Below are 26,366 nucleotides of genomic sequence, written 5' to 3' on the forward strand. Positions count from 1 at the left end.
ACAAGCCGCCGGACGAGATGCCGGCAACGCGGAGCAGATCCCGATGTCACATCTGACGACCATCATCCTGGCCGCGGGCGAAGGCACGCGCATGCGCTCGGCGCGGCCGAAGGTGCTGCACGAGATCGGCGGCCTGCCGATGCTGGGCTTTTCGATCCGCGCCGCGCATGCCGCAGGCGCCGACACCATCGCCGCCGTGATCGGGCCGGGCCACGACGCCGTGCGCGCCCTCGTCGCCGCCGAACACGAGGGCGCCGAGGTCTTCGTCCAGGACGAGCGGCGCGGCACGGCCCATGCCGTCCTTCAGGCAAGGCCCGTGCTGGAGCGCGCCGAGGGCGTGGTCATCGTCCTCTTCGGCGATACGCCCTTCGTCACCGCCGAAACGATCGACCGGCTCGCCCGAGCCGTGGAGGAGGGCGCCGCCGTCGCCGTCGCCGGCATGCGCCCGCCTTCGCCGGCGGGTTACGGCCGCCTTCTCACCGATGGCGACAGGCTCGTCGCCATTGTGGAGGACAGGGACGCCTCCGAGGACGAGAAGCGGATCGGCCTTTGCAATGGCGGCCTGATGGCCTTCGACGCGAAGAGCGTTCTCGCGCTCCTCGAGGCCATCGGCGACGACAATGCGCAGGGCGAGTTCTACCTGACCGAGGCCGTGGCGCTCGCCAACCGGCAGGGGCTGGCCGTGGCGACAGTCGAGATCGGCTTCGACGAGGTCTTCGGCGTCAACGACCGCGCCCAGCTCGCCGAGGCGGAGACCCGCTTCCAGGAGGGCCGGCGCCGGGCCGCGATGCTTTCGGGCGTCACGCTGATGGCCCCCGAAACGGTCTTCTTCTCGCACGACACGCGTCTCGGCCAGGACGTCACCATCGAACCGAACGTCTTCTTCGCCCCCGGCGTGGAAGTCGCCCCGGGCGCGACCATCCGGGCCTTCTCGCATCTGGAGGGCGCCACCGTCGCCGAAGGCGCCGTCATCGGGCCCTATGCCCGCCTGCGCCCCGGCGCCGATATCGGCCGCAAGGCGCGGGTCGGCAATTTCTGCGAGGTGAAGAAGGCGGAGATTGGCGAGGGCGCCAAGGTCAATCACCTGACCTATATCGGCGACGCCACGATCGGGGCCGGAGCCAATATCGGCGCCGGCACCATCACCTGCAACTACGACGGCTTTTCCAAATTCCGCACCAATATCGGCGCCGGCGCCTTCGTCGGTTCCAACTCGTCCCTGGTCGCGCCGATCTCGATCGGGGAGGGCGCCTATATCGGCTCCGGCAGCGTCGTCACCGACGACGTCGCCCCCGATGCGCTCGCCGTCGCGCGCGGCCGGCAGGTGGAAAAGCCGGGCTGGGCGGCGGCCTTTCGCGAACGCCAGAAGAAGAAGTGACGGGCACCTGACGTCTGAACGAAACGGTGTCACACTCTGATACCGCAATTGATTTCCGTCCCCCATGGGCCTTCGGCACATTCAGGCGGGACCAACGGGGAAGAACACCGAACGCATGTGTGGCATTGTCGGAATCATCGGAACCGCGCCCGTCGCCGAGCGCCTCGTCGATTCACTGAAGCGGCTTGAATACCGGGGATACGATTCCGCCGGCGTCGCGACACTTGAGCCGCAAGGCCTCAGCCGCCTGCGCGCCGAGGGCAAGCTCGTCAACCTTCAGAAGCGGCTCTCCGAACATCCGCTCGGCGGCTTCATCGGCATCGGCCATACCCGCTGGGCGACGCATGGCGCCCCCACGGAGGTCAACGCCCATCCGCACGCCACGGAGAGCGTCGCCGTCGTCCACAACGGCATCATCGAGAATTTCCAGGAGCTGCGCGCCGAGATCCGGGCCGCGGGCCGCAAGCTGGAGACCGACACCGACACGGAGGTCGTCGCCCATCTCGTCACCATCGAACTGGCGAAGGGCCTGCATCCGGTCGAGGCGGCCGCCGCCACGCTGAAACGGCTGGAAGGGGCGTTCGCGCTCGCCATCCTGTTCGACGGCGAGGACGACCTTCTCGTCGCCGCCCGCCGCGGAAGCCCGCTCGCCATCGGCCATGGCGACGGGGAGATGTATCTCGGCTCCGACGCCATCGCGCTCGCCCCGTTCACCGATCGCATCACCTATCTGGAGGACGGCGACTGGGCGGTGATCCGCCACCGCAGCATGGAGATCTTCGACGCCGAGGGCACCCCCGTGAAGCGTCCGACGGTCCAGTCCGTCGCCTCCAGCCTCCTCGTCGACAAGGGCAACCACCGCCACTTCATGGCCAAGGAGATCTACGAGCAGCCCGAGGTGGTCGCCCACACGCTCGGCCACTACATCGATTTTTCCACCAACACCTCCTTCCTGACGGATACGGCGAAGATCGACTTCTCGAAGATGTCGCGGCTGGCGATGTCGGCCTGCGGCACCGCCTATTATGCCGGCCTCATCGGCCAGTACTGGTTCGAGCGCATCGCCCGCCTGCCGGTCGACATCGATATCGCCTCCGAGTTCCGCTATCGCGAGGCGCCGCTGGCGAAGGACGGGCTGTCGCTCTTCATCTCCCAGTCGGGCGAGACGGCCGACACGCTCGCGTCGCTGCGCTACTGCCGCGCCGAGGGCCAGGAGATCGGGGCCATCGTCAACGTCCCGAGCTCGACCATCGCGCGCGAGGCGGACCATATCCTGCCGACGCTGGCCGGTCCGGAAATCGGCGTCGCCTCGACCAAGGCCTTCACCTGCCAGCTGACGGTGTTGCTCTCGCTCGCCATCATCGCCGGCCGCCAGCGGGGCGAGCTGTCCGAAGCGGGCGAGCAGCGTCTCGTCCAGGCGGCCATCGAGGTGCCGCGCCACATGACCCAGGCCCTCAAGCTGGAAGACGAAATCGAGGCGCTCGCCAAGGAGCTCTCCAAGGTCAAGGACGTTCTCTATCTCGGCCGCGGCACGTCCTTCCCGCTGGCGCTCGAAGGCGCCCTGAAGCTGAAGGAAATCTCCTATATCCATGCCGAGGGCTATGCGGCGGGCGAGCTGAAGCACGGACCGATCGCGCTGATCGACGAAACCATCCCGGTCATCGTCGTCGCCCCGCATGACAGCCTCTTCGACAAGACCGTCTCGAACATGCAGGAGGTCGCCGCCCGCGGTGGCCGCATCATTCTTCTGACGGATGAGGAAGGGGCGCGCCGCGCCTCGGTGAAGACGATGAAGACCCTCGTCATGCCGACCGTCGCGCCGGAGATCGCACCCATCGTCTACGCCGTGCCGGTGCAGCTTCTCGCCTACCATACGGCTGTGATCATGGGCACCGATGTCGATCAGCCACGCAACCTCGCCAAGTCCGTAACCGTTGAGTAGCGCACAAAGTTTTTGCGAGCGGGCCTCCGGCTGACTGGATATGATCAGCCCATCCGGCACACTCGCCGGAGGGAGCTCGTGAATGGACGTCGAGGATCTTGAGACGGAGAGGAACCGGCAGCACCGCCGGCATTCTCGGGCGGGACTGAAGCTTCGAAGCTATTTTCTGACGGGTATCGTCGTTGCCGCCCCGATCGGCATCACCTTCTATCTCACATGGGCGCTGATTGCCTGGATCGACGGCTGGGTGAAGCCGCTCATCCCGCGGGCCTACAACCCCGACAACTACCTGCCGTTCTCGGTTCCCGGCGTCGGGCTGATCGTCGCCATCGTTTCCCTCACCCTCCTCGGCTTTCTCACCGCCAACTTGGTCGGGCGCACCATCGTTTCCTGGGGCGAGCTCCTGCTGGAGCGCATGCCGGTCGTGCGCAACCTCTACAAGGCGTTGAAGCAGATCTTCGCCACGGTGCTCTCCCAGTCGAGCCGCTCCTTCCAGCAGGTCGGTCTCGTGGAATATCCGCGCCATGGCCTCTGGGCGCTGGTCTTCATCGCCACGGAGGCAAAGGGCGAAATCCCGGCGCGCCTGCCCAATGCCGGCGACACCATCGCCGTCTTCCTTCCAACGACGCCGAATCCGACCTCCGGCTTTCTACTGTTCGTCCCCGCCGAGGACGTCATCCTCCTCGACATGACCGTGGAGGAGGCGGCCAAGCTCGTCGTCTCAGCTGGCCTCGTCTCTCCGGACTATCAGGAGAAGACGAAAAAGCTCGCCACCCAGGCCAGGGAAGGGAAGGCGAAGGGCGGGCAGCCGGCACAGGACGCGGAAGACGACGGCCGCGAGGCCGCCGAGTAGCGATCAGCCCGACCGCATCAGCCGCACGGCCGCGTCGCGCCCGAAGAGGTAAAGGAGGGCGCGCACCGCCTCTGGCGCTCCTCCCCCATCCTTCTCCAGATGGGCGAGGATGAGCTTCGCCTCCGCCCGCGCGAGCTCCAGAAGCTCGCCGTGGAATTCCGGCCTTGCGATCGAAAAGCCCGGCATGCCCGACTGGCGCGTGCCGAGAAGGTCGCCCTCGCCGCGCAGCTTCAGATCCGCTTCCGCGATGGCAAAGCCGTCATTGGTGTCCCGCATCACCTTGAGGCGCGCGCGTGCCGTCTCCCCGAGTGGCGGTTTGTAGAGGAGGAGGCAGGAGGAGGCCTTTTCCCCGCGTCCGACCCGCCCGCGAAGCTGGTGGAGCTGGGCAAGGCCGAAGCGCTCGGCATGTTCGATCACGATGATGGACGCGTCCGGCACGTCGACGCCCACCTCGATGACCGTGGTCGCCACCAGCACCGCCCCCGCCGCCGCGCGGAACGCGGCCATCGCGGCATCCTTCTCGGCCGGTTTCATGCGCCCATGCAGGAGGAGAGCTTTCTCGCCGAAGATCGCCGAAAGCTCCCGGTGCCGCTCCTCGGCTGCCGCCGCATCCGTCGATTCCGATTCCTCCACCAGCGGGCAGATCCAGTAGACCTTCTCGCCCTTTTCCACCGCCGCACGGATGCGCTCCACCACCTCTGCGAGCCTTTCGGAGGAAGCGATGCGCGTTTCGATCGGCCGCCGCCCCGCCGGCTTCTCGCGCAGCTCCGAGACGGCCATGTCGCCGAAATACGTGAGGACGAGGGTCCTCGGGATCGGCGTCGCCGTCATCACGAGGAGGTCGGGGGCCGCGCCCTTCGCCGCCAGCAGCATCCTCTGGTGGACGCCGAAGCGGTGCTGCTCGTCGACGACGACAAGGGCGAGATCCTTGAACCGGACGGCTTCCTGGAAAAGCGCATGCGTACCGATGGCGATGTCGATTTCACCGGCGGCGAGCGCCGCCAGCTTGGCGTTTCCGCCGCCCTCGCGCCCGGTGAAAAGCTCCGCCTTCAGCCCGGCGGTCGCGGCAAGCGGGGCGATCGTCGCAAAATGCTGGCGTGCCAGAACCTCCGTCGGCGCCATCAGCGCCGCCTGGCCACCATCCTCCGTCACGTCGGCCATGGCCGAAAGCGCGACCAGCGTCTTGCCGGAGCCGACGTCGCCCTGCAGCAGCCGCAGCATGCGCTCAGGGGAGCGAAGGTCCGTCCGGATCGCCTCGATCGCCTGCTTCTGCGAGCCGGTCAGCTCGAAGCCGAGCCGCGAGACCATCTTCTCGGCCTGCCCGCCGGTGAACTGGCGCGCCTTTCCGGCGGTCTTGCGGGCCTTTCCGCGCACCAGCAGAAGCGCGAGCTGGCTGGCAAGAAGCTCGTCGAAGGCAAGCCGGCGCCAGGCCGGGCTTTCGGGTACGAGCGCGGCGCCCTCCTGCGGCATGTGGAGCGCCATGAGCGCGTCGCGAAAACCCGGCCATTTCTCGCGGGCGAGCAGGGCAGGCGTCACCCATTCGGGCAGCTCCGGAAGCTTTTCGAGCGCCGCCCGGATCGCCTTGGCGAGGGTACGTTGGGCCAGTCCTTCGGTCAGCGGATAGACCGGCTCCACGGCGAGGATCTCGCCGGCTTCGTCGGGCTTGCCGATGAAGTCGGGATGGGCGATCTGCGCCCTGTAATCGAAACGGTCGAGCCGTCCGGCGACGAGACGGCGCTCGCCGATCGGCAGGATTTTTTCGATCCAGCTCGAGCGGGCGTGAAAGAAGACGAGCTCGACCGTCTCCGTGCCGTCGCCGATCACCGCGCGGAACGGTGCCCTGGAGTTCCGTCGCGGCGCCTCGTGGTGCTCCACCACGCCCTCGAAGATCACATGCCCGCTCTCCGGCAGCTCCGAGAGGCTCTCGATCCGCTCGCGCACGATCGCCGAGGAGGGCAGGTGGAAGAGAAGGTCCCGGATCAGCGGCGGACCTTCGGCGACGCCCGTGACGCGCGCGATCAGCTTCTCCACCTTCGGCCCGATGCCGGGAAGCGAGGAGGCCTCGGCGAAGACGGGGTCGAGGAGGGCGGGGCGCATGGCCTTTCCTGCCCCGCATGGCGGCCCTCGGCAAGTCGCACGCCTTGCCGGTTCAGTTGCGGTGGATAAGTCTCTAAGACCGGCCGGCCGCAAAGCGAGGGAAACGAAGATGCCTGCCTCCGCCGAAGAAGATATCGACATGCGCCGTCGGCGTGCCTATTTCCGGGCTTGGCGCCGCGGCACCCGCGAGATGGACCTTCTCGTCGGCCGCTTCGCCGACGAAGTCCTCCCCGAATGCGGCCAGACGGAGCTCGACGAGTTCGAGGCGCTTCTGGCCCTGCCGGATCCCTCGCTCTACGCCTTCATTCTCGGGCGCGAGGAGGTTCCGCCGAACCACGACAGCAGGATGATACGGGCACTGATCGCCCATCATGGCGAAGGCACGAAAGCGAATGCCGACTGAAACGGGCGCCGCGCGCCTCAAAGACCTCATCGCCGAGCACCGTCATGTCCGCCTCGCCGGCATACCGGACGGGCTCGAAGGGCGCGTTTTGGCCGATCTGGCGCGCATCGAGCGCGGCCTCGTCGTCTTCGTCGCCCGCGACGCCCGCCATCTGCAGATGGCGCGCGAGAGCCTGCGCTTCTTTGCTCCCAGGCTGAAGGTCCTGTCCTTCCCGGCCTGGGACTGCCTGCCGTATGACCGCGTCTCGCCGCAGGCCGATATCGTCGCCCGGCGCATGGCGACGCTCCGCACCCTGATCGACGCGCCGCGCGAGCCGGCGCTATTGATGACGACGGCGAACGCCGTCATTCAGCGCGTGCCGCCCGCCACCTGGGTGCGAAAGAACGTCTGGAGCGCCGCCGCCGGCGACATCGCCCCGATGGAAGGGCTGGTGGAGCGGCTTGCCGCCGACGGTTTCGAGCGCGTGCCGACCGTGCGCACCGTCGGCGAATACGCCGTGCGCGGCGGCATCGTCGATCTCTTCGCCCCGGGCGAGACCGGCGCCATCCGCTGCGATTTCTTCGGCGACACCCTGGAAACGATCCGCCCCTTCGATCCGGAGACCCAGCGCACGAGCGGCCAGGTGCCCCGGCTCGATCTTCTGCCGGCGAGCGAGGTCATCCTTTCCGAGGAGGTCGTCGCGCGCTTCCGCCAGAACTACCGCGCCGCCTTCGGCGCCGTCACCAACGACGATCCGCTCTACGAGGCGATCAGCGCCGGCCGCCGCTTCGCCGGCATGGAGCACTGGCTCGCCTTCTTCCACGAAGGCCTCCAGACGCTCTTCGACTATACCGAGGGAAGCCTTCTCGCCGTCGACCATCTCGTCGCCGACACGCTGAAGGACCGCTTCGCCCAAATCACCGATCACTACGAGGCGCGCCGGGAAAACGCCGAGCAGAAGGTCGCCGGCGCCGCGCCCTACAAGCCGGCGCCGCCCGAAAGCCTCTATCTGCCCGATGCCGAATGGCACGAGACGCTGAAGGACAAGCGCACCGCGGCGCTGACGCCCTTCGCCCCGCCGAAGGAAAGCGCCGACATCCTCGACCTTGAGGGCCGTGCCGGCCGCACCTTCGCCGCCGAACGCGCCTCCGGCGACGTCAACGTCTTCGATGCGCTGGTCTCCCACGTCGCCGGCCGGCGCAAGGCCGGCAAGCGCATCCTGCTGGCGACCTGGAGCGAGGGCGCGCGCGAGCGCCTCATCCAGGTTCTCGCCGACCATGGCATGGAGCAGCTCCAGCCGGTGGCGGACTGGGCCGAGGCGGAGAGCCTGCCCCGGGGCGCGACGGGCGTCGCCGTCCTGCCGCTGGAGACCGGTTTCGAGACACCCGACAGCGTCGTCATCGGCGATCAGGACGTCCTCGGCGACCGCCTGGTGCGACCGGCCAAGCGCCGCAAGCGCGCCGCCGACGCTCTCACGGAAGCGACGAGCCTTTCCGCCGGCGACCTCGTCGTCCATGTCGATCACGGAATCGGCCGCTTCGAGGGTCTCGTCACCATCGAGGCGGCGGGCGCCCCGCACGATTGCCTGGAGCTCGTCTATGCCGGCGGCGACCGGCTCTTTCTGCCGGTGGAGAACATCGAGCTTCTGACCCGCTACGGCGCCGAAGGCGCCGAGGCGACGCTCGACAAGCTCGGCGGCGTCGGCTGGCAGACCCGCAAGGCCCGCCTGAAGAAGCGCATCCGCGAGATCGCCGATTCGCTCATCAAGACGGCCGCCGCGCGCCTTCTGCGCTCGGCCGAGAAGCTCGTCGTCCCCGAGGGCCTTTATGGCGAATTCGCCGCCCGCTTTCCCTACGAGGAGACGGAAGACCAGGCCGACGCCATCGACGCGGCGATCGCCGACCTTTCCTCCGGCCGGCCGATGGACCGGCTCGTCTGCGGCGACGTGGGTTTCGGCAAGACGGAAGTCGCGCTGCGCGCCGCCTTCGTGGCGGCGATGTCGGGCAAGCAGGTCGCCGTCTTCGTGCCGACGACGCTTCTCGCCCGCCAGCACAGCCGCACCTTCGCCGAGCGCTTCCGCGGCCTGCCGCTCAACATCGCCCAGGCCTCCCGCCTCGTCGGCCAGGCGGAAAAGGCGCGGGTGAAGGCAGGCCTTGCCGACGGCACCATCGACATCGTCATCGGCACCCATGCGCTCCTGTCGAAGTCGATTTCCTTCCGCGATCTCGGCCTCGTCATCGTCGACGAGGAGCAGCATTTCGGCGTCAAGCACAAGGAACGGCTGAAAGAACTGAGGACCGCCGTCCATGTCCTGACGATGACGGCGACCCCGATCCCGCGCACCCTGCAGCTCGCCTTGACCGGCGTGCGCGACCTTTCGATGATCGCCACGCCCCCGGTCGACCGCCTCGCGGTCCGCACCTTCATCTCGCCCTTCGATCCGCTGATCGTGCGCGAGGCGCTGCTGCGCGAGCGGCTGCGGGGAGGGCAGTCCTTCTACGTCGTGCCGCGCATCTCCGACCTCGCCGAGGTCAAGGAGTTCCTCGACCAGAACCTGCCGGAAGCCAAGGTCGCGGTGGCCCACGGGCAGATGCCGCCGAGCGAGCTCGATCAGGTGATGAACGCCTTCTATGATGGCCAGTACGACGTGCTCCTGTCGACGACCATCGTGGAATCGGGCCTCGACATCCCGACCGCGAACACCCTCATCGTCCACCGCGCCGACATGTTCGGCCTCGCCCAGCTCTACCAGCTGCGCGGGCGCATCGGCCGCTCCAAAAACCGCGCCTATGCGTATTTCACCGTCCCGGCGACGCGCGCCATGACGCCGACCGCCGAACGCCGCCTGAAGGTGCTGCAGTCGCTCGACACGCTCGGCGCGGGCTTCCAGCTCGCCAGCCACGATCTCGATATCCGCGGCGCCGGCAACCTTCTCGGCGAGGAACAGTCCGGCCATATCCGCGAGGTCGGCTTCGAGCTCTACCAGCAGATGCTGGAAGAGACGGTCGCCAGCCTCAAGGCCGGCGAGGACGAGGGCGCCCAGGATGGCCGCTGGTCGCCGCAGATCACCGTCGGCATGGCGGTGATGATCCCGGAGACCTACGTGCCGGACCTGACGCTGAGGATGAGCCTTTACCGCCGCCTTGCCGATCTCGACGACGCCGGCGAGATCGACGCTTTCGGCGCCGAGCTGATCGACCGCTTCGGCTCGCTGCCGGACGAGGTCGATCACCTGCTGAAGGTCGTCTACGTCAAGGCGCTCTGCCGCAAGGCGAATGTCGAAAAGCTCGACGCCGGGCCGAAGGGCGTCGTCATCTCCTTCCGCAACAACGAATTCCCCAATCCGGCGGGCCTCGTGCGCTATATCGGCGAACAGGGCTCCATGGCGAAGATCCGCCCCGACCAGCGCATCGTCCTCATCCGCGACTGGCCGCAGCCGGAGGACCGCCTGAAGGGCTCGGCCGCGCTTCTGACGCGGCTGGCGAGACTTGCCGAAGAGGGGGCGAAGGAAGCCGCCTAGCCGGAAAGCGCCTCGATGATCCGGCACTCGCCGATCGTCCCGCCCCGACAGCTTTCCGTGATGCGCCGGAGTTCAGCCGCAAGGCGCTCCAGATCTGCGATCTTCCGCTCCACGTCGGCGAGATGGCCGCTCGCCACGCGATCGACCGCGCTGCAATCGCGCTCCGTGTCTGCGGCGATCGCCAGCAATTCGCGCACCTCGTCCAGCGTGAAGCCCAGCGCCCGGCATCGGCGGATGAAGCCGAGCCGCTCCCGGTGGACCTCTTCATAGAGCCGGTAGTTTCCGGCGCTGCGGGGTGGCGCCGCAAGCAGCCCAACCTTCTCGTAGTAGCGGATGGTGACCACCTTCGTGCCGGTTGCGGCGGCAAGTTCGCCGATGCTCATCCCGTTCATGCCTTGACCCTATAGTCGCTAGAGGGTGCAGCCTAGGCCCATTGCTGCTCGGTTGGGAGGGGACATGGGCAATTGCTGCCACGACGATAGCTGCAGCGCGCCGGCGCGGCCCGATGACGGGCGCTTCGCGCGCATCCTGTGGATCGCGCTCGCCGTCAACGCGGCGATGTTCCTGGTGGAGGCCGGGGCGGGCCTTGCCGCCGGCTCGCTGTCGCTGCAGGCCGATTCGCTCGATTTCCTCGCGGACGCCGCCAACTACGCCGTCAGCCTGATGGTCGTTGCATCCGCGCTCGCCGTGCGGGCGAAGGCCGCGATCCTGAAGGGCGCGACGATGGGGCTCCTCGGCCTGTGGATCCTCGGCGCCACCCTCTGGCACGTCCTGCACGGCGGCGTTCCGAACGCCTTCACCATGGGCTGGGTCGGCTTCCTGGCGCTCCTCGCCAATCTCGGCGTGGCGATGCTTCTTTGGGCCTACAGGCGAGGCGACAGCAACATGCGCTCCGTCTGGCTCTGCTCGCGCAACGACGCGATCGGCAATGTCGTGGTTCTGGTCGCGGCCGCCGGCGTCTTCGGCACCGGCACGGCCTGGCCCGATCTCGTCGTCGCGGCGAGCATGGCGTGCCTGTCGCTGCAGGCGGCCCTTTCGGTGATCCGCGGCGCGCTCTCAGAGCTGCGCGCGGAAGAGGCGCTCGCCGCCTAGCGAAAGCTATTCGGCCGCAACGTTGTCGTTGGCGTTCTGCGCCGCCGCGGCCGCCGTGAAGGCTTCCAGGAGAACCTCCGGGGATTGCGCGCCGACGACGGCATAGCGTCCGCCGACGATGAAGGTGGGAACGCCCGTCACGCCCATCTGGCGGGCAAGATCGATCTCTTCCATCACCTTCTGCCGGTCGGCCTCGCCCGCCAGGAGGCTCGCGGCAAGGTCGCCATCCATGCCCGCCTCGCGGGCGATCTCGACGAGCACCGCCGCTTCGCCGATGCGCCGGCCTTCCACGAAATAGGCTGAGAACAGCTTTTCGACGACAACGTCCTGCACGCCCGCGCCCGCCGCCCAGCGGATCAGGCGATGCGCGTCGATGGTGTTCGGCGAGACCTCGATCTTCTCGAAGGCGAAGGCGATCTTCTCCATCTCGCCGGCGGCGCGAATGTTGGCATAGATCTCCTCGGCTCGATCCGGCGAGCCGAACTTCTCCGACAGATAGACCTGCCGGTCCTTGCCTTCCGGCGGCAAGGTTGGGTCGAGCTGGTAGGGCCGCCAGCGAATGTCGAGGGGCATCTCGGCCCGGGCGGCGGCCTTCTCCAGCCGGCGCTTGCCGATATAGCACCACGGGCACATGACATCGGAAACGATGTCGACGGAAAGGCCGGCGCCAGGGAGGATCGTCTCGTTCATAGCGTGAACATAGTATCTATAGGCGCGTGCGCCAGCCCGTCAGGGCGCCGCCGCCCACCAAGTGGTCGGCTCGGCTCCGTAGAGCGAGCCCTTTTCGGGATGGGCGAGCCGCGTCCAGTAGGCAACCCATTCGGCCGGCGCGTGGAAGAGCGGCACGACATAGAATCCGGAAATCAGCACCCGGTCGAGCGCCCGCACCGCGGCGACGAAATTCTCCCGGTCGCGTGCGGAGAGAAGGGCGGTGATCATCGCGTCGATCGCCGGGCTGGAGGCGCCGGCGTAGTTGAAGCTCCCCTGCGTCTCGGCCGCGCTGGACGACCAGCGGAAATTCTGCTCAGAGCCGGGCGACAGCGAGGCGAAGGCGTAGTTGAAGCGGATCATGTCGAAGTCGAAGCTTTTTATCCGCTCCCAGTACTGGCTGGCATCGACCTGGCGCACATTCACCGTGATGCCGACGAGCTTGAGGACGCTGACATAGGAGAGGGCGAGGCGCTCGTCCGCGCGGCTCATGACGAGAATCTCGAAGCCGAGCGGCTGTCCCGTTGCCTTGCTCACCAGCCGGTCGCCCTGCCGTTCGTAGCCGGCCTCCTGGAGGAGGATAAGGCCCTTGCGCAGGTTCGCCCGGTCCCGGCCGCTGCCGTCGCTCCGCGGCGGATGCCAGCTGCCGTCCATCACCGAGGGCAGCACGGCGTCCGGGTAGGGGGCGAGGAGCCGCTTCTCCTCCTGCGAGGCCGGGCGCCCGACAGCCGAGAGCTCAGAGCCTTCGAAGAAGCTCGACGTGCGCTTGTAGGCGCCGAGGAAGAGGTTCTGGTTCAGCCATTCGAAGTCGAGGAAATAGCTGAGCGCCTCGCGCACCTTGCGGTCGGCGAAGACCGGCCGGCGCGTGTTGAAGATGAAGCCGTTCATCCCCTTGGGGATTCCCGTCTCGAAGGCCTCCAGCTTCACCCGTCCGTCCTCGACCGCCGGGAAGCGGTAGCCGGTCTGCCAGCGGCTCGGATCGGTCTCCGGCTGGTAGTCGAAGATGCCCTTCTTGAAGGCTTCGAAATGCGTATTGGAATCGCGGAAATACTCGATGCTGATCTCGTCGAAATTGTCGAAACCGCGCTTCACGGCGAGATTCTTGCCCCAGTAATCGGCGCGCCTCTTCAGCGTGACCGAGGTGCCGGGGCGCACTTCGGCGATCTCGTAGGGGCCAGAGCCCATCATCGGATCGAGGCTGCTTTTGGCGAACGCCTCGCTCGTCACCGCATGCTCTGGAAAGATCGGCGTTAGCCCGACGATCAGCGGAATCTCGCGGTCGGCGTCGTCGGTGAAGGTAAAGCGCACCGTCCGCTCGCCGGTCGCCTCCACGTTGGCGACGCGCTTGTACCAGCCTTTCGGGCGGCCATTGTCCTTGACGAGATGGAAGGAGAAGACGACGTCCTGCGGCGTCACGGGCTCGCCGTCCGCCCATTTCGCCTCGGGCCGGATGGCGAATTCCACCCAGGAGCGGTCGTCCGGCACGGTGACGCTTTCGGCGAGCAGCCCATAGAGCGTGAAGGGCTCGTCGCGGTTGCGCACCATCAGGCTTTCCCAAAGGTTGTTGCCCCATTCCTCGTCCCACAGGGCGCGCGCCGCCGTTCCCTTGATGATGAAGGGGTTGAGGCTGTCGAAGCTGCCGACCATGCCGTAGGAGATGCGTCCGCCCTTGGGCGCCTCGGGATTGGCGTAGGGAAGGTGGGTAAAGCCTGCCGGCAAGGCCGGCTTGCCATGCATGGCGATGGCATGCTGCGGCTGCGGGCTCTCGGCCCGGGCCGTCGCTGCTGCGAGCGGCAGGGAAGCGATCAGAAGCGCGGCCACAAGGGCGCGGAAGCGGCGAGAAGTCTCCGTCACGGATATCTCTTTACGATGCAGTTCGATGGTTTGCTGGATTGTGAATCGGACCTTGCGCCAATTGGCGTCGGCGTGCAATTGCGGGGCCTCTGGACATTGCAGCGGCCTGCCGACATGGTGTCGCCGCATTCTTCGGTCTTCCAACCGGACACGAATGATTAAGGCGCAAAGCGCCAAGCCAGTGCGAGGATCTTTTATGCATTTCTCTAAGGCGGCGACGGCATCGACCCGTGGGTTCGCACGTATCGCAGCGGGCCTTCTGGTGGCCTTTGCGGTCTCGCCCGCCTGGGCGCAGGACCAGCAGCCGGCAGCCGGCGATCAGGCCGCACCGGGCGAGACGCAGCAGCCCGACTGGGTGAAGCTGTGCAGCGAGAACCCGGCGAACAAGCAGGAAGTCTGCGTGACGACGCGCGAGCGTCGGGCCGCGACCGGCCAGCTCCTGGCGGCGGTTTCGCTGCGCGAGACCGAGGGCAAGAAGTTCCTGGTCTCTGCGGTGCCTCCGGGCATGCTCCTGCGACCCGGCATGCAGGTCCAGGTCGATGGCGGCACGGCCACCAAGGTGCAGTACTCGATCTGCTTCCCGAACCTGTGCTTCGCCGAGACGGAGGTGAACGACGAATTCATCGCCTCCATGAAGAAGGGCAGCCGGCTCGTCATCACGACGCTGAACCAGCAGGCGAAGCCGGTGAATTTCGACCTCAGCCTTTCCGGCTTCACCGCCTCCTACGAAGGTCCGGCGATCGATCCGAAGGAGCTGCAGGCCGAGCAGCAGAAGCTTGAGGACGAGCTGAAGCGCAAGGCCGAAGAGGCGCGCAAGCAGCTGATCGAGCGCCAGCAGCAGAGCACGCAGCAGCAGCAGTAGCGGGGGAGGCTCGCCGCGGCGCCGAAGAGCGCTCGGCGGCACCTGCAGGCAAGGCCATATCCGGGCTCTCGCGGTTCGCCGCGAGGGCCCTTTTTGCGTCCGCCTGTCCCCGGCGGGAAAACGTCCCTGCGAAAAAATCCCGCGTCAGGCCCGCCGCACGAGCGCGGCAAAGCAGCCGGGCTTGGCATAGTGCAGATGCCCATAGGCGACCGCCTCGTTGCCAAAGGCGCGGGCGAGGGCGGCTGCGAGCCGCGCGCCCTCCACCACATCGGCATCGACCATCATGTGCGCGTCGTCGAAGAGACGGATGGAGATCAGCCGGGAGCTGAGGGCCGGGGGGATTTCGTCCGGTCTCGGTGTTGCCTGCTTTGCACCCTCGCGCACGAAGATCGCATGGCTTGCCCTGTAGGGCGTCTCGGCGGGCTGATGCGTGTAGTTGAGCAGGAGCACCGTTTCGCCGACTTCCGCGTCGGAAAGGCTCACACGGCATGGCGTCCCGGGCGAGGTATCGACGACCATCCGCCGGATGTTGCGCGCCCTCAGCTCCGCATCGGAAAGGGTGAACAGCTCTGCGAACGGCTCTTCGCAAAGAGCGTGGATCTGGAAGGTCATGCGCCGGAACTCCGTGGTGATCGGACGTCCCGGATGTGCCTTTCCCCGGCCGCAAGCCACCCGATTCCCGCTCTGTCACGGGTTGGGAGCGCCGCCCGGCCACCTTTCTGATGGCGGACCTGCAGCGCCTGTAAGGGCAGACTTGACTTTTAGCTTAGGCTGCATTTCTTTGCATGGTCGTTAAATCCGGCCATTCCCGAAATCTCCGTGTCCCGACCGAACCTGACCGATCGAACAAGGCTTGCCATCGGCAGGACGCTTTCCGGCGAGCGCAAGGGCCCGTTCGCGAGCCTCGTCTTCGCCGGGCCCGCCGTGATCGCCTCGATCGCCTACATGGACCCCGGCAACTTCGCCACGAACATCCAGGCGGGCGCCCGCTACGGCTACACGCTCCTCTGGGTCGTCGTGATGGCGAACCTCATCGCCATGCTCTTCCAGGCGCTCTCGGCCAAGCTCGGCATCGTCACCGGCCGCAACCTCGCGGAGATGTGCCGCGACCGCTTCCCGCTGCCGATCGTCATGGTCATGTGGGTGGTGAGCGAGATCGCGGCGATGGCGACCGACCTCGCCGAATTCCTCGGCGGAGCGATCGGGCTGGCGCTCCTCTTCGGCATGCCGCTCCTCATGGGCATGGCGGTGACGGCCATCGTCACCTACGCCATCCTCCTCTTCGACCAGCGCGGCTTCCGGCCGATGGAGCTCATCATCGGCGCGCTCGTGCTGCTGATCGGTCTTTGCTACCTGGTGGAGATGTTCATCGCGCCGGTGAACTGGGGCGAGGCGGGGAGGGGGGTCATCTTCCCGCAGATGCCGGATAGCCAGGCGCTCCTCATCTCGGTCGGCATCGTCGGCGCCACGGTGATGCCGCACGCCGTCTACCTTCACTCGGGCCTCACCCAGGACCGCGCCGTCGCGCGCTCCGAAGACGATCGCCGCCGGATCCTCAAATACTCCAACCGCGAGGTGATCGTCGCGCTCGCCATCGCTGGCGGCGTCAACATGGCGATGGTGATGATGGCCTCCGCCGCCTTCCATCTCGGCCATAGCGAGGTGGCGGAGATCGAAAGCGCCTACCACACGCTGACGCCGCTCCTCGGCGCCGCCGCGGCCGGCGTCTTCCTCGTCTCCCTGATCGCCTCCGGCATTTCCAGCTCGGTCGTGGGCACCATGGCGGGCCAGACGATCATGCAGGGCTTCGTCGGCTTCCGCATCCCGATCTGGCTGCGCCGCCTCGTCACCATGGTCCCGGCCTTCGTCGTGGTCGCCCTCGGCGTCAACGCTACCCAGGCGCTGGTGATCAGCCAGGTGATCCTCTCCATCGCCCTGCCGGTGCCGATGATTGCCCTCGTCCTCTTCACCCGCAATCGCGAGATCATGGGGGCTTTCGTCAATCGTCCATGGATGGATGCCGCCGCCATCATCGGCTCGATCGTCGTGCTCTCGCTCAACGCTGTGCTTCTGGTGCAGACCTTCGGGGTCGACCTGCCCGGGCTCTAGATGGCCGGCAGCAGGCTCAGTGCGGCGCCTCGCGCATGTGGTACTGGCCGTTCTCGAACGAGGTGAAGAACTCCGGGATCTGGGGATGCCGGACCGGTTCGCCGCTGTCGTCCGGCACGAGGTTCTGCTCCGAGACATAGGCGACGTACTCCGTCTCCGCATTCTCGGCGAGCAGATGATAGAACGGCTGGTCCTTGGCCGGGCGCATCTCGGCGGGGATGGCCTGGTACCATTCGTCGGTGTTGCTGAATATCGGATCGACGTCGAACACGACGCCCCGGAAGGGGAAGAAGCGGTGTTTCACCACGTCCCCGACATTGAACTTTGCAGACCGTATAGCGCTCATGTCTCAACCTTTGGCGGAAACATCGTGCGGCCCGCAAGAATGTCAAGCTGCGGGCTCAGGCGCCTGGCGGAGCGACGTTCTGTCCCTTCCAGCGGTCGTGCACCCACATCCATTCTCCCGGCCTCTCCCGGATCCAGCCTTCGAAGGTGGACTGGATCGTCTGGGTCAGGACGGCGACGTCGGCCGTCGGATCGTCGCTCACCGGATAGGCGAGCTCGGTGGCCTCGACGGTGAAGCGGGCACCCCCGTTTCTGACGACGCGTCCTGCGACGATCGGCACTCGCAAGCGGCGTGCCACCATTGCCGGGAACGGATTGGCCGTCGTCGGCGCCCCGAAGAACGTCACCGGAATGCCCTTGCCCTCGCGGTGATCGGCCAGGATGGCGACGGCCTTGCCGGCGCGCACATGCGCCATCACGCGGCGCGGCGTGGAGTGGGTCTTGGACAGAAGCCCCCCCGGAAACACCCTTCGCCGCATGACCGTGATGTAGGCGTCTGAGAGCGGGTTCTTCAGCGCCTGGTAAAGGCCCATCGTCTCCAGTTCGGCCGGGATGGCGAGGGCGGCGATCTCCCAGTTCGCCGAATGGGAGCCGACGACGACGAGACCCTCGCCAGAGCTCCGGACGCGCTCCAGGAGCTCTGGATCGATCTTCACCTCCACCCTCTCGCTGCCGGCGATCCGGTCCGCGCTGAAGGTTTCGGCAAAGGTGCGGCCGAGATTGTTCCACTGCCGGCGGGCGATCTCTTCCCGCTCCGCGGTGCTCATTTCGGGAAACGCGATGGCGAGGTTCTTCAACACGCGGGCGTGCCGGCGGGTCCTGGGGGCGAAGATCTCCCACAGCTTTCCCATCATCGACGAGGCGACTTCCGCCGGCAGGGCCCGCAGGATCGAGGCCGCGCCGATCAGCACGGCATGCTCCAGCCGGTAGCGCAGCTGCCGCATCGTGGAGGTGGATCGGCGGGGTGACATCGCTCGGACCGCTGGAAAGGACCTGCAATTGACGCGGCGGGGTCAAACCGTCTAGCCCGCAGGGCAGGCGGAGGGTTACCCAAGCTCGCGACCGGATGCAACCGCGCCGGCCGGCGCCCCGCGCCGTCACGGGCAGCGTCACAAAGGCAGAACGGGGAGGGGGCCCGCCGCGATGAGCAATGTGATCGGCCTCGCGCTGCCATTCTTCGGGCTCATCTTCCTCGGCTTCCTCGCCGGCCGCATCTGGCGCGAGGAGGAGAAGGCGCTCGCCTGGCTCAACATCTTCGTCATCTATTTCGCCCTGCCGTCGCTGTTCTTCCAGCTCATTTCCCGCACCCCGGTCGAGCAGCTGGCGAACTGGAACTTCATTTTCGCCACCACCTTCGCCACCTACACGGCCTTCGCCTTCGCCTTCGCGTATGCGGTGCTGACCAGCGACGGGCGCATCCCCGAGGCGACGGTGCAGGGCCTCGTCGGCGGCTACGGCAATGTCGGCTATATGGGCCCGCCGCTCGCCCTCGTGGCGATCGGGCCGGCGGCGGCCGCGCCGGCCGCGCTCGTCTTCTGCTTCGACGTGACGCTGGTCTTTACCCTGGCGCCGCTGATGATGGCGCTGTCGGGCGCGAGCGATCAGCCCTTGAGCCGCACACTCCTCGTCATCCCGCGCAGGGTGCTGCTGCACCCCTTCATCCTGGCGACGATCGTCGGCGTTCTCGGCGCCGTCTTCCATATCCGCCCGCCCGAGCCGCTCGACCGGCTTCTGACGCTTCTGCAGAACGCCGCCGCGCCCTGCGCGCTTTTTGCCCTCGGGGTGACGGTGGCGCTGAGGCCGCTGAAGCGGGTGCCGGCCGAACTTCCGGTGCTCATCGCCATCAAGCTGATCGTCCATCCGGCGATCGCCTGGCTGCTGCTCACCTGGATCGGCGGGCTCGACCCGACCTGGATCTATACCGGCGTGCTGATGGCCTCGCTGCCGCCCGCCGCGACGATCTACGTGATCGCCACGCAGTACCATACCTACGTGCTGCGGGGCTCTTCGGGCATCCTCCTCGGCACCGCGGCCTCGGTGGTGACGGTGAGCGTCGTCCTCTACCTGATCAGCAACGGGCTCCTGCCGCTCAATCCTTTCGGCAAGTGAGCCTCAGATCTCCCGGAAGCTGCGCGCCAGCCCCTGATGCATCAGGAAGCGGCGGAACGGCGCGAAGCCGCCGGCGGCCGAAAGGGCCACGGCACGCAGCGCCTGCACGGGCAGCATGCCCGTCAGCAGCGAGCGGTTGAGGAGGTCGACGGCGAGCGTGCGGCTCCTGACGTCGCCCTGGCGCAGGCGGTGGAATTCCTCCGCCGTCTCCTGGCCGAGACGGCCGCGATGGGTGACGAGCAGCGATTGCAGCGCCTCCACGTCGCGCAGGCCGAGATTGAGCCCCTGCGCGCCGATCGGCGGAAAGACATGCGCCGCCTCGCCGATGAGGATCGCCCGGGAGGCGGCGAAGCGGTCGGCGAGCCCGACGGAGAGCGGATAGCTGGCGCGCGGCGCGGTGAGCCGCATCTCGCCGAGAAGCGAATGGGAGGCGCGCTCCGCCGCCGCGACGAAGTCGTCTTCGGGCAGCTCGGCTAGACGCGTCGCCTCCACCGGCCGCTCCACCCAGACGAGGCTGACATTCTCTCCCGGCATGGGCACCAGCGTGAAGGGCCCGTTCGCCTTGTGGAACTCCGTCGAGATGTTGCGGTGGTCGAAGGCGACGGAAAGCGTCGTGACCAGCGCCGCCTGCGCCATGCGCGAGCGCCGCATGCCGATGCCCGCCCGCTCGCGCACGAGCGAGCGGCTGCCATCGGCGCCGAGGACGAGATCGGCGGCCAGATGCGCCCCGCTCTTCGTCGTCAGCCTCGCCTCGTCCTCGCCGAAGGCGAGTTCGGCCGCCGGCTCCTCGAACTGGGTGATGCGCGGATTGTCGCGGGCAAGGCCGGAAAGCGTCTCCACCAGCCGCCGGTTGGCGATGTTGTAGCCGAAGGCCTCCAGCCCGATCTCGGAGGCCCAGAAGATCACCTCGGGCGCCCGCAGCAGCCGGCCCGTATCGTCGATGAGGCGCATCGCCTTGAGCGGGGCGGCTGACTGGGCGAGCGTCTCCATGGCGCCGAGAGAGGTCAGAAGCTCGACGGCGCCGGCAAAGAGGGCCGCCGTGCGACCCAGCGGAAAATCGGCGGGCGGGGCGAGGATCGCGGTCTCGCGGCCCGCCGCGGCCGCCACGAGGGCTGCCGCCCAGCCGGTCGCGCCGCCGCCGACGACGCAGACCTCGAACTTTTCGCTTCGTGGCTTTCTCGCTCTCATGATCCGTCCGTTTTCCCGCAAAGCATCGCTTGGCAATCATTTATTGCCGCAATTGGCAACCTTCCACGCCCGAGGCATCTTTCCTTGAAGATAGGTCCTGATATCTGGAGGTGTGGCGGTGCCACCCGTGCAAAGAGCTTGCATCTGTGCCCGCAAAAAGGGCAATGCCTCGCCTGCGGGTTCCCGCGCGGGGTGGATTCGGCGAACCATCTGGGCAAGCTCCGGCGCAGGACGATGGAAAGCCGATCTCAAGGGGATGAGGAGCCGCGTGTCTTGAACGGAACGAGGCCTGTGGGGGCCAGCGAGCACCGCGACCAGGCGCGCCGCCGTGCCTCGCTGTTTCTCATCCATCTTCTGACGGCGAGCGGAGCCGCGCTGGCGCTCCTGGCGACGCTTTCCGCAAGCCAGGGCAACTGGCGCGCCTGCTTCATATGGCTCGGCATCGCCCTCGTCGTCGACGCCCTCGACGGACCGATCGCGCGCAAATACGACGTCGGCACGCATCTGCCCCGCTGGGACGGCAGCGCCCTCGATTTCGTCATCGACTACACGACCTACGTCTTCGTGCCGGCCATCATCCTCGCCAGCGGCTGCGGCCTCGGCACCTTCTCCGGCATCCTCGCCGCCGGCGTGGTGGCGGTCACCGGCGCGCTCTACTTCGCCGATACGCGCATGAAGGAGCCGGACAATTCCTTCCGCGGCTTCCCGGCCGCATGGAACCTGGCGGTCTTCGTCATCTTCGCCATGCGGCCCGAGCCGTGGATGACGCTGCTCGTGACGGCGCTCCTGGCGGTCGCCACCTTCCTGCCGATCAACTTCGTCCACCCGGTCCGGGTGACGAAATGGCGAACCCTGACGCTTGTCATGATGGTGGTCTGGATGCTCGCCGCCACCATCCTTCTGATCGGCGGCTTCGGCGACAATTTCTTCGCCGAGACTGTCCTTCTCGTCGCAAGTTTCTATCTTCTCTGCGTCGCCGGAGTGCAGCAGCTTCTGGCCCGTCTCTGACCGGGAGCCCCACGCTTGCTTGAGCTTCTGACGGACCCGCAGGCCTGGGCAAGCTTCGTGACGCTGTGCGTCATGGAAATCGTCCTCGGCATCGACAACATCGTCTTCATCTCCGTCGTCGTCGCCCGGCTGCCGGAAGAGCAGGCCAAGCGCGCCCGCCAGATCGGCCTCGGCCTCGCGCTCGTCTTCCGCGTCGCGCTGCTTCTCGTTCTCTCCTGGCTGATCGGACTGACGGCGCCGGTCTTCTCCCTCTTCGGCGAGGAATTTTCCTGGCGCGACCTCATCCTGATCGGCGGCGGCCTCTTCCTGCTCGTCAAGGCGACGAAGGAGATCCACAACGAGATCGAGCACGAGGAAGCGGACCTTACCCGCAAGGCCGGCTCGAGCTTCGCCGGCATCATCGCGCAGGTCGTCGTCATCGACATGGTGTTTTCGGTCGATTCCATCATCACGGCGATCGGCATGGCCGAGCATGTGGAGGTGATGATCGCCGCCGTCCTGGTCTCGATCGCCGTCATGTACGTGGCCTCCGGGCCGATCGCCAGCTTCGTCAAGCACAACCCGACGACCAAGATGCTGGCGCTCGCCTTCCTGCTTCTGATTGGCGTCGCGCTGATCGCCGACGGCCTGGGCTTCCATATTCCGCGCGGCTACATCTACTTTTCCATGGCGTTCGCCGCGGGCGTCGAGATCTTCAACGTCATGGCTCGGCGGCGCCGGAAAAAGGCGGCGGGCCAGGAATCGGGTGGAGGTGGCTCATGACGACGGTCGTGCGCATACATGAGACCGGCGGACCGGAGGTCCTGAAGGTCGAGGAGATCGAGATCGGCGAGCCTGCCGAGGGCGAGGTCAAGGTCCGCCATGCCGCGATCGGCCTCAACTACATCGACACCTATTTCCGCTCCGGCCTCTATCCTGCGCCGAACGGCCTGCCGCTCGTCCCGGGAGGCGAGGGGGCGGGCACCGTCGTCTCGGTCGGGCCGGGCGTCGACGGCTACGCGCCCGGCGATCGGGTCGCCTATGTCGGCCCGCCGGGCTCCTATGCCGGCGAGCGCCTGATCGCGGCGAAAAACCTCGTCAGGCTGCCGGACGGGATCGACTTCCGCACCGCCGCGGCCATGATGCTGAAAGGCCTGACAGCGCAGTATCTCCTGCGCCAGACCTTCAGGGTGGAGGCGGGCCAGACAATCCTCTTCCACGCCGCCGCGGGCGGCGTCGGGCTCATTGCCTGCCAGTGGGCCAAGCATCTCGGCGCCACCGTCATCGGTACCGTCGGCTCGCCGCAGAAGGCCGAGCTCGCGCGCGCCCATGGCTGCGACCACGTCATCGACTACCGCAAGGAGAACTTCGTCGAGCGGGTCAGGGAGATCACCGACGGCAGCCTCTGCGAGGTCGTCTACGATGCCGTCGGCAAGGACACCTATCCGGGCTCGCTCGATTGCCTGAAGCCGCGCGGCATGTGGGTCTCCTTCGGCCAGTCCTCCGGCCCGATCGCCGATTTCAATCTGGCGCTCCTCGCCCAGAAGGGCTCGCTCTACGCCTGCCGGCCGACCCTCTTCACCTACATCGCCGAGCCGGCGAACCTGCGGGCGATGGCCGACGACCTCTTTGAGGTCGTGGGCTCGGGCGTGGTGAAGATCGAGGTGAACCAGGAATTCGCCCTGACGGACGCGGCCGAGGCGCACCGGGCGCTCGAGGGCCGGCGCACCACGGGCGCGACGATCCTCGTCCCGTAGGCCCGGCGGCCTCCAGGCCAAAAAAAACCGGGCCTTGCGACCCGGTGAAGTGACTGGAGGGAGGAACTCTCGAAAAACTCAGCAGGCGGCCTTCGTCAGGAAGGTGGCGCGCGCTTCGAAGCTGTGCTCGGGCTCGCCGTTGACGCAGGCGCTGAGCGCAACCAGCTCGACGCGCTGATCGACGGAGGCCACACGCTCGGCCGTCTTGGTGACGCTGTGGCCGTAGCCGTAACCGGCGGAGGCGGGCTTCGGCAGGATCATGGAAGCCACGATCAGCGCGGTCGCCAGCATCAGGGTGGCGAAAACCAGGGCCGTGGCGGTGAAGATGCGGTTTTCCATCTGTCTGGCTCCTCGGCCCGTCGGGCCCGTCTCGTCTGCGTTGAAAAGACACTAGGCGAGGGCAGGCGGGGAAAATGTGCGCTCGGTCACACAGCCGGCAGAGCCGCGCGAAAGGCGGCTCAAACGCTCCCGTCGGGGACGGCGACGACGGCGAGACAGTCGCCGAGCCGCGTCAGGCCGGGGAAATGGCGAGAGGCGAGAATGCCGTCGAGGCCGGCCCGGTATTCGCCGGGCCGCAGGTCGAGCCGATCGACCGGATGCACGTAAAGGAGGGGATCGCCCTTCTTCACCTTCGCGCCGAGATCGACGAGCGGCTCCACGAAGCCCTCCGCCTCGGAGAAGCAAAAGCATTCCGGCCCCGGCATGTCGAGCGCGACGGAGGGGCTCTCCTCCCGCTCGCCGGCCAGAATCTCCATGTGCTTCAGCACGTTGCGCACGCCGCGCTTGGCGATCCCGGCGCTCGTTGAGGTTGCCGTGCCGCCGCCGCCGAGCTCCGTCGTCACAAAGATCTTGCCGAGCGCCTCCACCTCCGTGTCGAGCATGCCGACATTGTCGATTTCCAGCATCGTCATCGAATAGGGAGCCGAGAAGGCGTCGCGCGCCTCTCGGCAGCGCCGTTCCTGTTCCTTGTTTTCCAGGACGTGGCAGGCCGCGAAGGGCAGAAAGTCGAGCGTCTTGCCACCCGAATGGAAGTCGAGCACGAGGTCGGCCATCGGCACGAGAACCCGCAGCACGAAATCGGCGATCTTCTCCGTCACGCTTCCGTCCGGGCGGCCCGGAAAGGTGCGGTTGAGGTTGAAAGCGTCGATCGGGGAAAGCCGCGTGCCGGCGCGGAAGGCCGGATAGTTGAGGAAGGGCACGATGATGATGCGCCCGTTGACCTCCTCCAGCGTGATATTGCGCGCCAGGTCGGATAGCGCGATCGGTCCCTCGTACTCGTCGCCGTGGCTGCCGCCGGTCAGGAGAGCCGTCGGCCCGAACCCGTTCCGCACCACCGTGATCGGGATCATCAGGTTGCCCCAGGCCGATTCGTTGCGGCTCCAGGGAAGGCGCAGGAAGCCGTGCTGGATTCCATCCGCCTCGAAATCGACGGTCGGGGCAATGGGGTTCGGTATCATGCCGTCTCCTGGGGGGCTTTGGCGTGGGCCGCATCTCGCTATTGTACACATCATCGGCGATACTCTCGGCCAATGCAGCTTGAGGCCATCTACCCGGCGCACCGCGCCGTGTCCGGTGTCGCCATTCGCCCACCGCGGGTCCCGGCGCCGATCCCCTCCGGCGGGGTGAAGCGCTCCGGCCTCCGCCGCGAGGGCAGGGGCCACCGCATCGAGGGACTCGCCGAGCCCAAAGACCTCCGCGCCGCCCACAAGGCTGCCTGAAAGGATTGCCCGTCATGAACAAGCACCTCATCGCCAACGATCTGGAGACGCTCGACCGGGCGCATGTCTTCCACCCCTCCACGCACCTGGCCCAGTTCGCCCGCGGCGAGGCGCCGAGCCGCATCGTCACCGGCGGCAGGGGCTGCACGATCGTCGACCGCGACGGCCGGGAAAGCCTCGACGCCTTCGCCGGCCTTTACTGCGTCAATGTCGGCTACGGCCGCGACGAGATCGCCGACGCAATCCACGCCCAGGCGAAGAACCTTGCCTACTATCACGCCTATGCCGGCCATTCGAACGAGCAGGTGATCCGCCTGTCGGAGCGCATCGTCTCGCGCGTCGGCCTCGGCATGCAGCGCATCTACTGGGGCCTTTCCGGCTCCGACGCCAACGAGACCAACATCAAGCTCGTCTGGTACGTGAACAACGTCCTCGGCCGCTCCGAGAAGAAGAAGATCATCGCCCGCCAGCGCGGCTATCACGGCTCGGGCATCATGACCGGCAGCCTCACCGGCCTGCCGCTCTTCCACAACGCCTTCGATCTGCCGCGCCCGCCCATCCTGCACACCTCCTGCCCGCATTACTGGCGCTTCGCCCGCGAAGGCGAGAGCGAGGCGGAGTTCTCGCAGCGCATGGCCGCGGAGCTGGAAGAGCTGATCCTCGCCGAGGGCCCCGAAACCGTCGCCGCCTTCATCGGCGAGCCGGTCATGGGCACCGGCGGCATCATCCCGCCGCCGGAAAACTACTGGCAGGAGATCCAGGCGGTCCTGAAGAAATACGACATCCTCCTCATCGCCGATGAGGTCGTCACCGCCTTCGGCCGCACGGGCGCATATTTCGGCTCGCACACCTATGGCATCGAGCCAGACCTGATCACCATCGCCAAGGGCGTGACCTCCGCCTACCTGCCGCTCTCCGGCGTCATCGTCGGCGAAAAGGTCTGGCAGGCGCTGGAAAAGGGCACCGACGAGCTCGGCGCCATCGGCCATGGCTGGACCTATTCGGCCCATCCGACCTGCGCGGCCGCCGCCAACGCCAATCTCGACATCATCGACCGCGAAGACCTCACCGGCAATGCGCGCGACACCGGCGCCTATTTCCTCAAGCGGCTGAAGGAGACCTTCGAGAGCCACGAGCTCGTCGGCGAGGTGCGCGGCGTCGGCCTCCTGGCGGCGCTCGAATTCACCGCCGACCGGCAGACGAAGGCGCCCCTCGATCCTTCCCTGAAGGTCGGCATGAAGGTCGCCGGCGCGCTGTTGGAGGAGGGCGTCATCGCCCGGGCGATGCCGCATGGCGAGATCCTCGGCTTCGCCCCGCCGCTCGTCATCTCCCGCGAGGAGGTGGACAAGGTGGTGAACGCCACCAGGCGCGCGGTCGACCGCGTCGCTTCCGGCCTCTGAGGAAGCTCCGCGGATGGACGCCGCACGCCCCATCAGCCGCGGCGCCCGGCCTTGCGCTCCGGCAT

The 26,366-nt window shown here is 67.3% G+C and carries 24 protein-coding genes; 14 read left to right on the forward strand and 10 right to left on the reverse strand.

Annotated features, from left to right (window positions below; genetic code table 11):
- The first annotated feature begins 43 nt into the window (after positions 1 to 43).
- From glmU to CLD20_RS04230, 3 genes are all read left to right on the forward strand, one after another.
- Positions 44 to 1,378, forward strand: a complete 1,335-nt coding sequence (gene glmU, locus CLD20_RS04220; protein WP_224405346.1) for a bifunctional UDP-N-acetylglucosamine diphosphorylase/glucosamine-1-phosphate N-acetyltransferase GlmU — start codon at positions 44 to 46, stop codon at positions 1,376 to 1,378.
- Positions 1,379 to 1,493: 115 nt separating this feature from the next.
- Positions 1,494 to 3,320 (forward strand): glutamine--fructose-6-phosphate transaminase (isomerizing), encoded by a 1,827-nt coding sequence (glmS, locus tag CLD20_RS04225; protein ID WP_224405347.1) that lies wholly within the window; start codon positions 1,494 to 1,496, stop codon positions 3,318 to 3,320.
- Between the two features lie 82 nt (positions 3,321 to 3,402).
- On the forward strand, positions 3,403 to 4,173 hold the full coding sequence (locus tag CLD20_RS04230) for a DUF502 domain-containing protein (RefSeq protein WP_224405348.1): 771 nt from the start codon (positions 3,403 to 3,405) through the stop codon (positions 4,171 to 4,173).
- Between the two features lie 3 nt (positions 4,174 to 4,176).
- Here the strand turns inward: CLD20_RS04230 and recG are convergent, their stop codons facing one another.
- A complete protein-coding gene (recG, locus tag CLD20_RS04235) occupies positions 4,177 to 6,270 on the reverse strand; it encodes an ATP-dependent DNA helicase RecG (protein WP_224405349.1) in 2,094 nt (697 codons plus the stop codon).
- A 109-nt stretch (positions 6,271 to 6,379) separates the two neighbouring features.
- Between recG and CLD20_RS04240 the strand changes: the two genes are divergently transcribed.
- Together CLD20_RS04240 and mfd are read left to right on the forward strand one after the other, a co-directional pair.
- Positions 6,380 to 6,673 (forward strand): succinate dehydrogenase assembly factor 2, encoded by a 294-nt coding sequence (locus CLD20_RS04240; protein ID WP_224405350.1) that lies wholly within the window; start codon positions 6,380 to 6,382, stop codon positions 6,671 to 6,673.
- On the forward strand, positions 6,663 to 10,172 hold the full coding sequence (gene mfd, locus CLD20_RS04245; RefSeq protein ID WP_224405351.1) for a transcription-repair coupling factor: 3,510 nt from the start codon (positions 6,663 to 6,665) through the stop codon (positions 10,170 to 10,172). Before CLD20_RS04240 ends, mfd begins: the two co-directional genes overlap by 11 nt.
- Here the strand turns inward: mfd and CLD20_RS04250 are convergent.
- On the reverse strand, positions 10,169 to 10,555 hold the full coding sequence (locus CLD20_RS04250; RefSeq protein ID WP_224405534.1) for a helix-turn-helix domain-containing protein: 387 nt from the start codon (positions 10,553 to 10,555) through the stop codon (positions 10,169 to 10,171). The two genes, mfd and CLD20_RS04250, sit on opposite strands and share 4 nt — an antisense overlap.
- A gap of 73 nt (positions 10,556 to 10,628) precedes the next feature.
- On the opposite strand from CLD20_RS04250, the gene CLD20_RS04255 reads away from it, so the two are divergent.
- Positions 10,629 to 11,264 carry a cation transporter gene (locus CLD20_RS04255; RefSeq protein WP_224405352.1) on the forward strand — a complete coding sequence of 212 codons (636 nt, stop codon included), beginning with the start codon at positions 10,629 to 10,631 and terminating at the stop codon, positions 11,262 to 11,264.
- 6 nt (positions 11,265 to 11,270) lie between these two features.
- Here CLD20_RS04255 and CLD20_RS04260 read toward each other — a convergent pair whose 3' ends face one another.
- A complete protein-coding gene (locus tag CLD20_RS04260; protein WP_224405353.1) occupies positions 11,271 to 11,954 on the reverse strand; it encodes a DsbA family oxidoreductase in 684 nt (227 codons plus the stop codon).
- 39 nt (positions 11,955 to 11,993) lie between these two features.
- Positions 11,994 to 13,826 (reverse strand): extracellular solute-binding protein, encoded by a 1,833-nt coding sequence (locus CLD20_RS04265; RefSeq protein ID WP_224405354.1) that lies wholly within the window; start codon positions 13,824 to 13,826, stop codon positions 11,994 to 11,996.
- 196 nt (positions 13,827 to 14,022) lie between these two features.
- On the opposite strand from CLD20_RS04265, the gene CLD20_RS04270 reads away from it, so the two are divergent.
- Positions 14,023 to 14,688 carry an invasion associated locus B family protein gene (locus tag CLD20_RS04270; RefSeq protein ID WP_224405355.1) on the forward strand — a complete coding sequence of 222 codons (666 nt, stop codon included), beginning with the start codon at positions 14,023 to 14,025 and terminating at the stop codon, positions 14,686 to 14,688.
- Positions 14,689 to 14,832: 144 nt separating this feature from the next.
- On the opposite strand, the gene CLD20_RS04275 is transcribed toward CLD20_RS04270, so the two are convergent.
- Positions 14,833 to 15,300: a DUF1203 domain-containing protein gene (locus CLD20_RS04275; RefSeq protein ID WP_224405356.1), complete on the reverse strand. Its 468-nt coding sequence runs from the start codon at positions 15,298 to 15,300 to the stop codon at positions 14,833 to 14,835.
- Between the two features lie 207 nt (positions 15,301 to 15,507).
- On the opposite strand from CLD20_RS04275, the gene CLD20_RS04280 reads away from it, so the two are divergent.
- Positions 15,508 to 16,797 carry an Nramp family divalent metal transporter gene (locus CLD20_RS04280; RefSeq protein ID WP_370636801.1) on the forward strand — a complete coding sequence of 430 codons (1,290 nt, stop codon included), beginning with the start codon at positions 15,508 to 15,510 and terminating at the stop codon, positions 16,795 to 16,797.
- A 16-nt stretch (positions 16,798 to 16,813) separates the two neighbouring features.
- On the opposite strand, the gene hspQ is transcribed toward CLD20_RS04280, so the two are convergent.
- Positions 16,814 to 17,143: a heat shock protein HspQ gene (hspQ, locus tag CLD20_RS04285; RefSeq protein ID WP_224405357.1), complete on the reverse strand. Its 330-nt coding sequence runs from the start codon at positions 17,141 to 17,143 to the stop codon at positions 16,814 to 16,816.
- 55 nt (positions 17,144 to 17,198) lie between these two features.
- On the reverse strand, positions 17,199 to 18,113 hold the full coding sequence (locus CLD20_RS04290; RefSeq protein WP_224405358.1) for a lysophospholipid acyltransferase family protein: 915 nt from the start codon (positions 18,111 to 18,113) through the stop codon (positions 17,199 to 17,201).
- A 172-nt stretch (positions 18,114 to 18,285) separates the two neighbouring features.
- Here CLD20_RS04290 and CLD20_RS04295 point away from each other — a divergent pair, with 172 nt between their 5' ends.
- A complete protein-coding gene (locus tag CLD20_RS04295; protein ID WP_224405359.1) occupies positions 18,286 to 19,251 on the forward strand; it encodes an AEC family transporter in 966 nt (321 codons plus the stop codon).
- Between the two features lie 3 nt (positions 19,252 to 19,254).
- Here CLD20_RS04295 and CLD20_RS04300 read toward each other — a convergent pair whose 3' ends face one another.
- The gene (locus tag CLD20_RS04300; protein ID WP_224405360.1) at positions 19,255 to 20,439 is read right to left on the reverse strand and encodes an FAD-dependent monooxygenase; all 1,185 of its coding nucleotides are present in this window, start codon (positions 20,437 to 20,439) and stop codon (positions 19,255 to 19,257) included.
- Positions 20,440 to 20,712: 273 nt separating this feature from the next.
- On the opposite strand from CLD20_RS04300, the gene CLD20_RS04305 reads away from it, so the two are divergent.
- The 3 genes from CLD20_RS04305 to CLD20_RS04315 are packed head-to-tail and all read left to right on the forward strand — an operon-like array spanning position 20,713 to position 23,183.
- On the forward strand, positions 20,713 to 21,447 hold the full coding sequence (locus CLD20_RS04305) for a phosphatidylcholine/phosphatidylserine synthase (protein ID WP_224405361.1): 735 nt from the start codon (positions 20,713 to 20,715) through the stop codon (positions 21,445 to 21,447).
- A 15-nt stretch (positions 21,448 to 21,462) separates the two neighbouring features.
- The gene (locus tag CLD20_RS04310) at positions 21,463 to 22,209 is read left to right on the forward strand and encodes a TerC family protein (protein WP_224405362.1); all 747 of its coding nucleotides are present in this window, start codon (positions 21,463 to 21,465) and stop codon (positions 22,207 to 22,209) included.
- Positions 22,206 to 23,183 carry a quinone oxidoreductase gene (locus tag CLD20_RS04315; RefSeq protein WP_224405363.1) on the forward strand — a complete coding sequence of 326 codons (978 nt, stop codon included), beginning with the start codon at positions 22,206 to 22,208 and terminating at the stop codon, positions 23,181 to 23,183. The genes CLD20_RS04310 and CLD20_RS04315 overlap by 4 nt, the downstream gene beginning before the upstream one ends.
- Positions 23,184 to 23,261: 78 nt before the next feature.
- Here CLD20_RS04315 and CLD20_RS04320 read toward each other — a convergent pair whose 3' ends face one another.
- Positions 23,262 to 23,522, reverse strand: coding sequence for a hypothetical protein (locus CLD20_RS04320; protein WP_224405364.1), 261 nt, complete (start codon positions 23,520 to 23,522; stop codon positions 23,262 to 23,264).
- Between the two features lie 119 nt (positions 23,523 to 23,641).
- Positions 23,642 to 24,640 carry a N(2)-acetyl-L-2,4-diaminobutanoate deacetylase DoeB gene (gene doeB, locus CLD20_RS04325; protein WP_224405365.1) on the reverse strand — a complete coding sequence of 333 codons (999 nt, stop codon included), beginning with the start codon at positions 24,638 to 24,640 and terminating at the stop codon, positions 23,642 to 23,644.
- Between the two features lie 72 nt (positions 24,641 to 24,712).
- Here doeB and CLD20_RS04330 point away from each other — a divergent pair, with 72 nt between their 5' ends.
- Together CLD20_RS04330 and CLD20_RS04335 are read left to right on the forward strand one after the other, a co-directional pair.
- Positions 24,713 to 24,901 carry a hypothetical protein gene (locus CLD20_RS04330; RefSeq protein ID WP_224405366.1) on the forward strand — a complete coding sequence of 63 codons (189 nt, stop codon included), beginning with the start codon at positions 24,713 to 24,715 and terminating at the stop codon, positions 24,899 to 24,901.
- Between the two features lie 14 nt (positions 24,902 to 24,915).
- Complete coding sequence (locus CLD20_RS04335; RefSeq protein ID WP_224405367.1) at positions 24,916 to 26,301, forward strand: aminotransferase; 1,386 nt, start codon at positions 24,916 to 24,918, stop codon at positions 26,299 to 26,301.
- Positions 26,302 to 26,366: the final 65 nt, after the last annotated feature.

This window comes from Afifella sp. IM 167, from assembly GCF_020144925.1.
In the GTDB taxonomy this organism is placed as follows: domain Bacteria; phylum Pseudomonadota; class Alphaproteobacteria; order Rhizobiales; family Afifellaceae; genus Afifella.

Excerpts from the sequence above, each read along its gene's own strand:
- glmU (WP_224405346.1), top strand. The coding sequence starts at position 44 with ATGTCACATCTGACGACCATCATCCTGGCCGCGGGCGAAGGCACGCGC.
- glmS (WP_224405347.1), top strand. The coding sequence starts at position 1,494 with ATGTGTGGCATTGTCGGAATCATCGGAACCGCGCCCGTCGCCGAGCGC.
- CLD20_RS04230 (WP_224405348.1), top strand. The coding sequence starts at position 3,403 with ATGGACGTCGAGGATCTTGAGACGGAGAGGAACCGGCAGCACCGCCGG.
- recG (WP_224405349.1), bottom strand. The coding sequence starts at position 6,270 with ATGCGCCCCGCCCTCCTCGACCCCGTCTTCGCCGAGGCCTCCTCGCTT.
- CLD20_RS04240 (WP_224405350.1), top strand. The coding sequence starts at position 6,380 with ATGCCTGCCTCCGCCGAAGAAGATATCGACATGCGCCGTCGGCGTGCC.
- mfd (WP_224405351.1), top strand. The coding sequence starts at position 6,663 with ATGCCGACTGAAACGGGCGCCGCGCGCCTCAAAGACCTCATCGCCGAG.
- CLD20_RS04250 (WP_224405534.1), bottom strand. The coding sequence starts at position 10,555 with ATGAGCATCGGCGAACTTGCCGCCGCAACCGGCACGAAGGTGGTCACC.
- CLD20_RS04255 (WP_224405352.1), top strand. The coding sequence starts at position 10,629 with ATGGGCAATTGCTGCCACGACGATAGCTGCAGCGCGCCGGCGCGGCCC.
- CLD20_RS04260 (WP_224405353.1), bottom strand. The coding sequence starts at position 11,954 with ATGAACGAGACGATCCTCCCTGGCGCCGGCCTTTCCGTCGACATCGTT.
- CLD20_RS04270 (WP_224405355.1), top strand. The coding sequence starts at position 14,023 with ATGCATTTCTCTAAGGCGGCGACGGCATCGACCCGTGGGTTCGCACGT.
- CLD20_RS04275 (WP_224405356.1), bottom strand. The coding sequence starts at position 15,300 with ATGACCTTCCAGATCCACGCTCTTTGCGAAGAGCCGTTCGCAGAGCTG.
- hspQ (WP_224405357.1), bottom strand. The coding sequence starts at position 17,143 with ATGAGCGCTATACGGTCTGCAAAGTTCAATGTCGGGGACGTGGTGAAA.
- CLD20_RS04290 (WP_224405358.1), bottom strand. The coding sequence starts at position 18,113 with ATGTCACCCCGCCGATCCACCTCCACGATGCGGCAGCTGCGCTACCGG.
- CLD20_RS04295 (WP_224405359.1), top strand. The coding sequence starts at position 18,286 with ATGAGCAATGTGATCGGCCTCGCGCTGCCATTCTTCGGGCTCATCTTC.
- CLD20_RS04300 (WP_224405360.1), bottom strand. The coding sequence starts at position 20,439 with ATGAGAGCGAGAAAGCCACGAAGCGAAAAGTTCGAGGTCTGCGTCGTC.
- CLD20_RS04315 (WP_224405363.1), top strand. The coding sequence starts at position 22,206 with ATGACGACGGTCGTGCGCATACATGAGACCGGCGGACCGGAGGTCCTG.
- CLD20_RS04320 (WP_224405364.1), bottom strand. The coding sequence starts at position 23,522 with ATGGAAAACCGCATCTTCACCGCCACGGCCCTGGTTTTCGCCACCCTG.
- doeB (WP_224405365.1), bottom strand. The coding sequence starts at position 24,640 with ATGATACCGAACCCCATTGCCCCGACCGTCGATTTCGAGGCGGATGGA.
- CLD20_RS04330 (WP_224405366.1), top strand. The coding sequence starts at position 24,713 with ATGCAGCTTGAGGCCATCTACCCGGCGCACCGCGCCGTGTCCGGTGTC.
- CLD20_RS04335 (WP_224405367.1), top strand. The coding sequence starts at position 24,916 with ATGAACAAGCACCTCATCGCCAACGATCTGGAGACGCTCGACCGGGCG.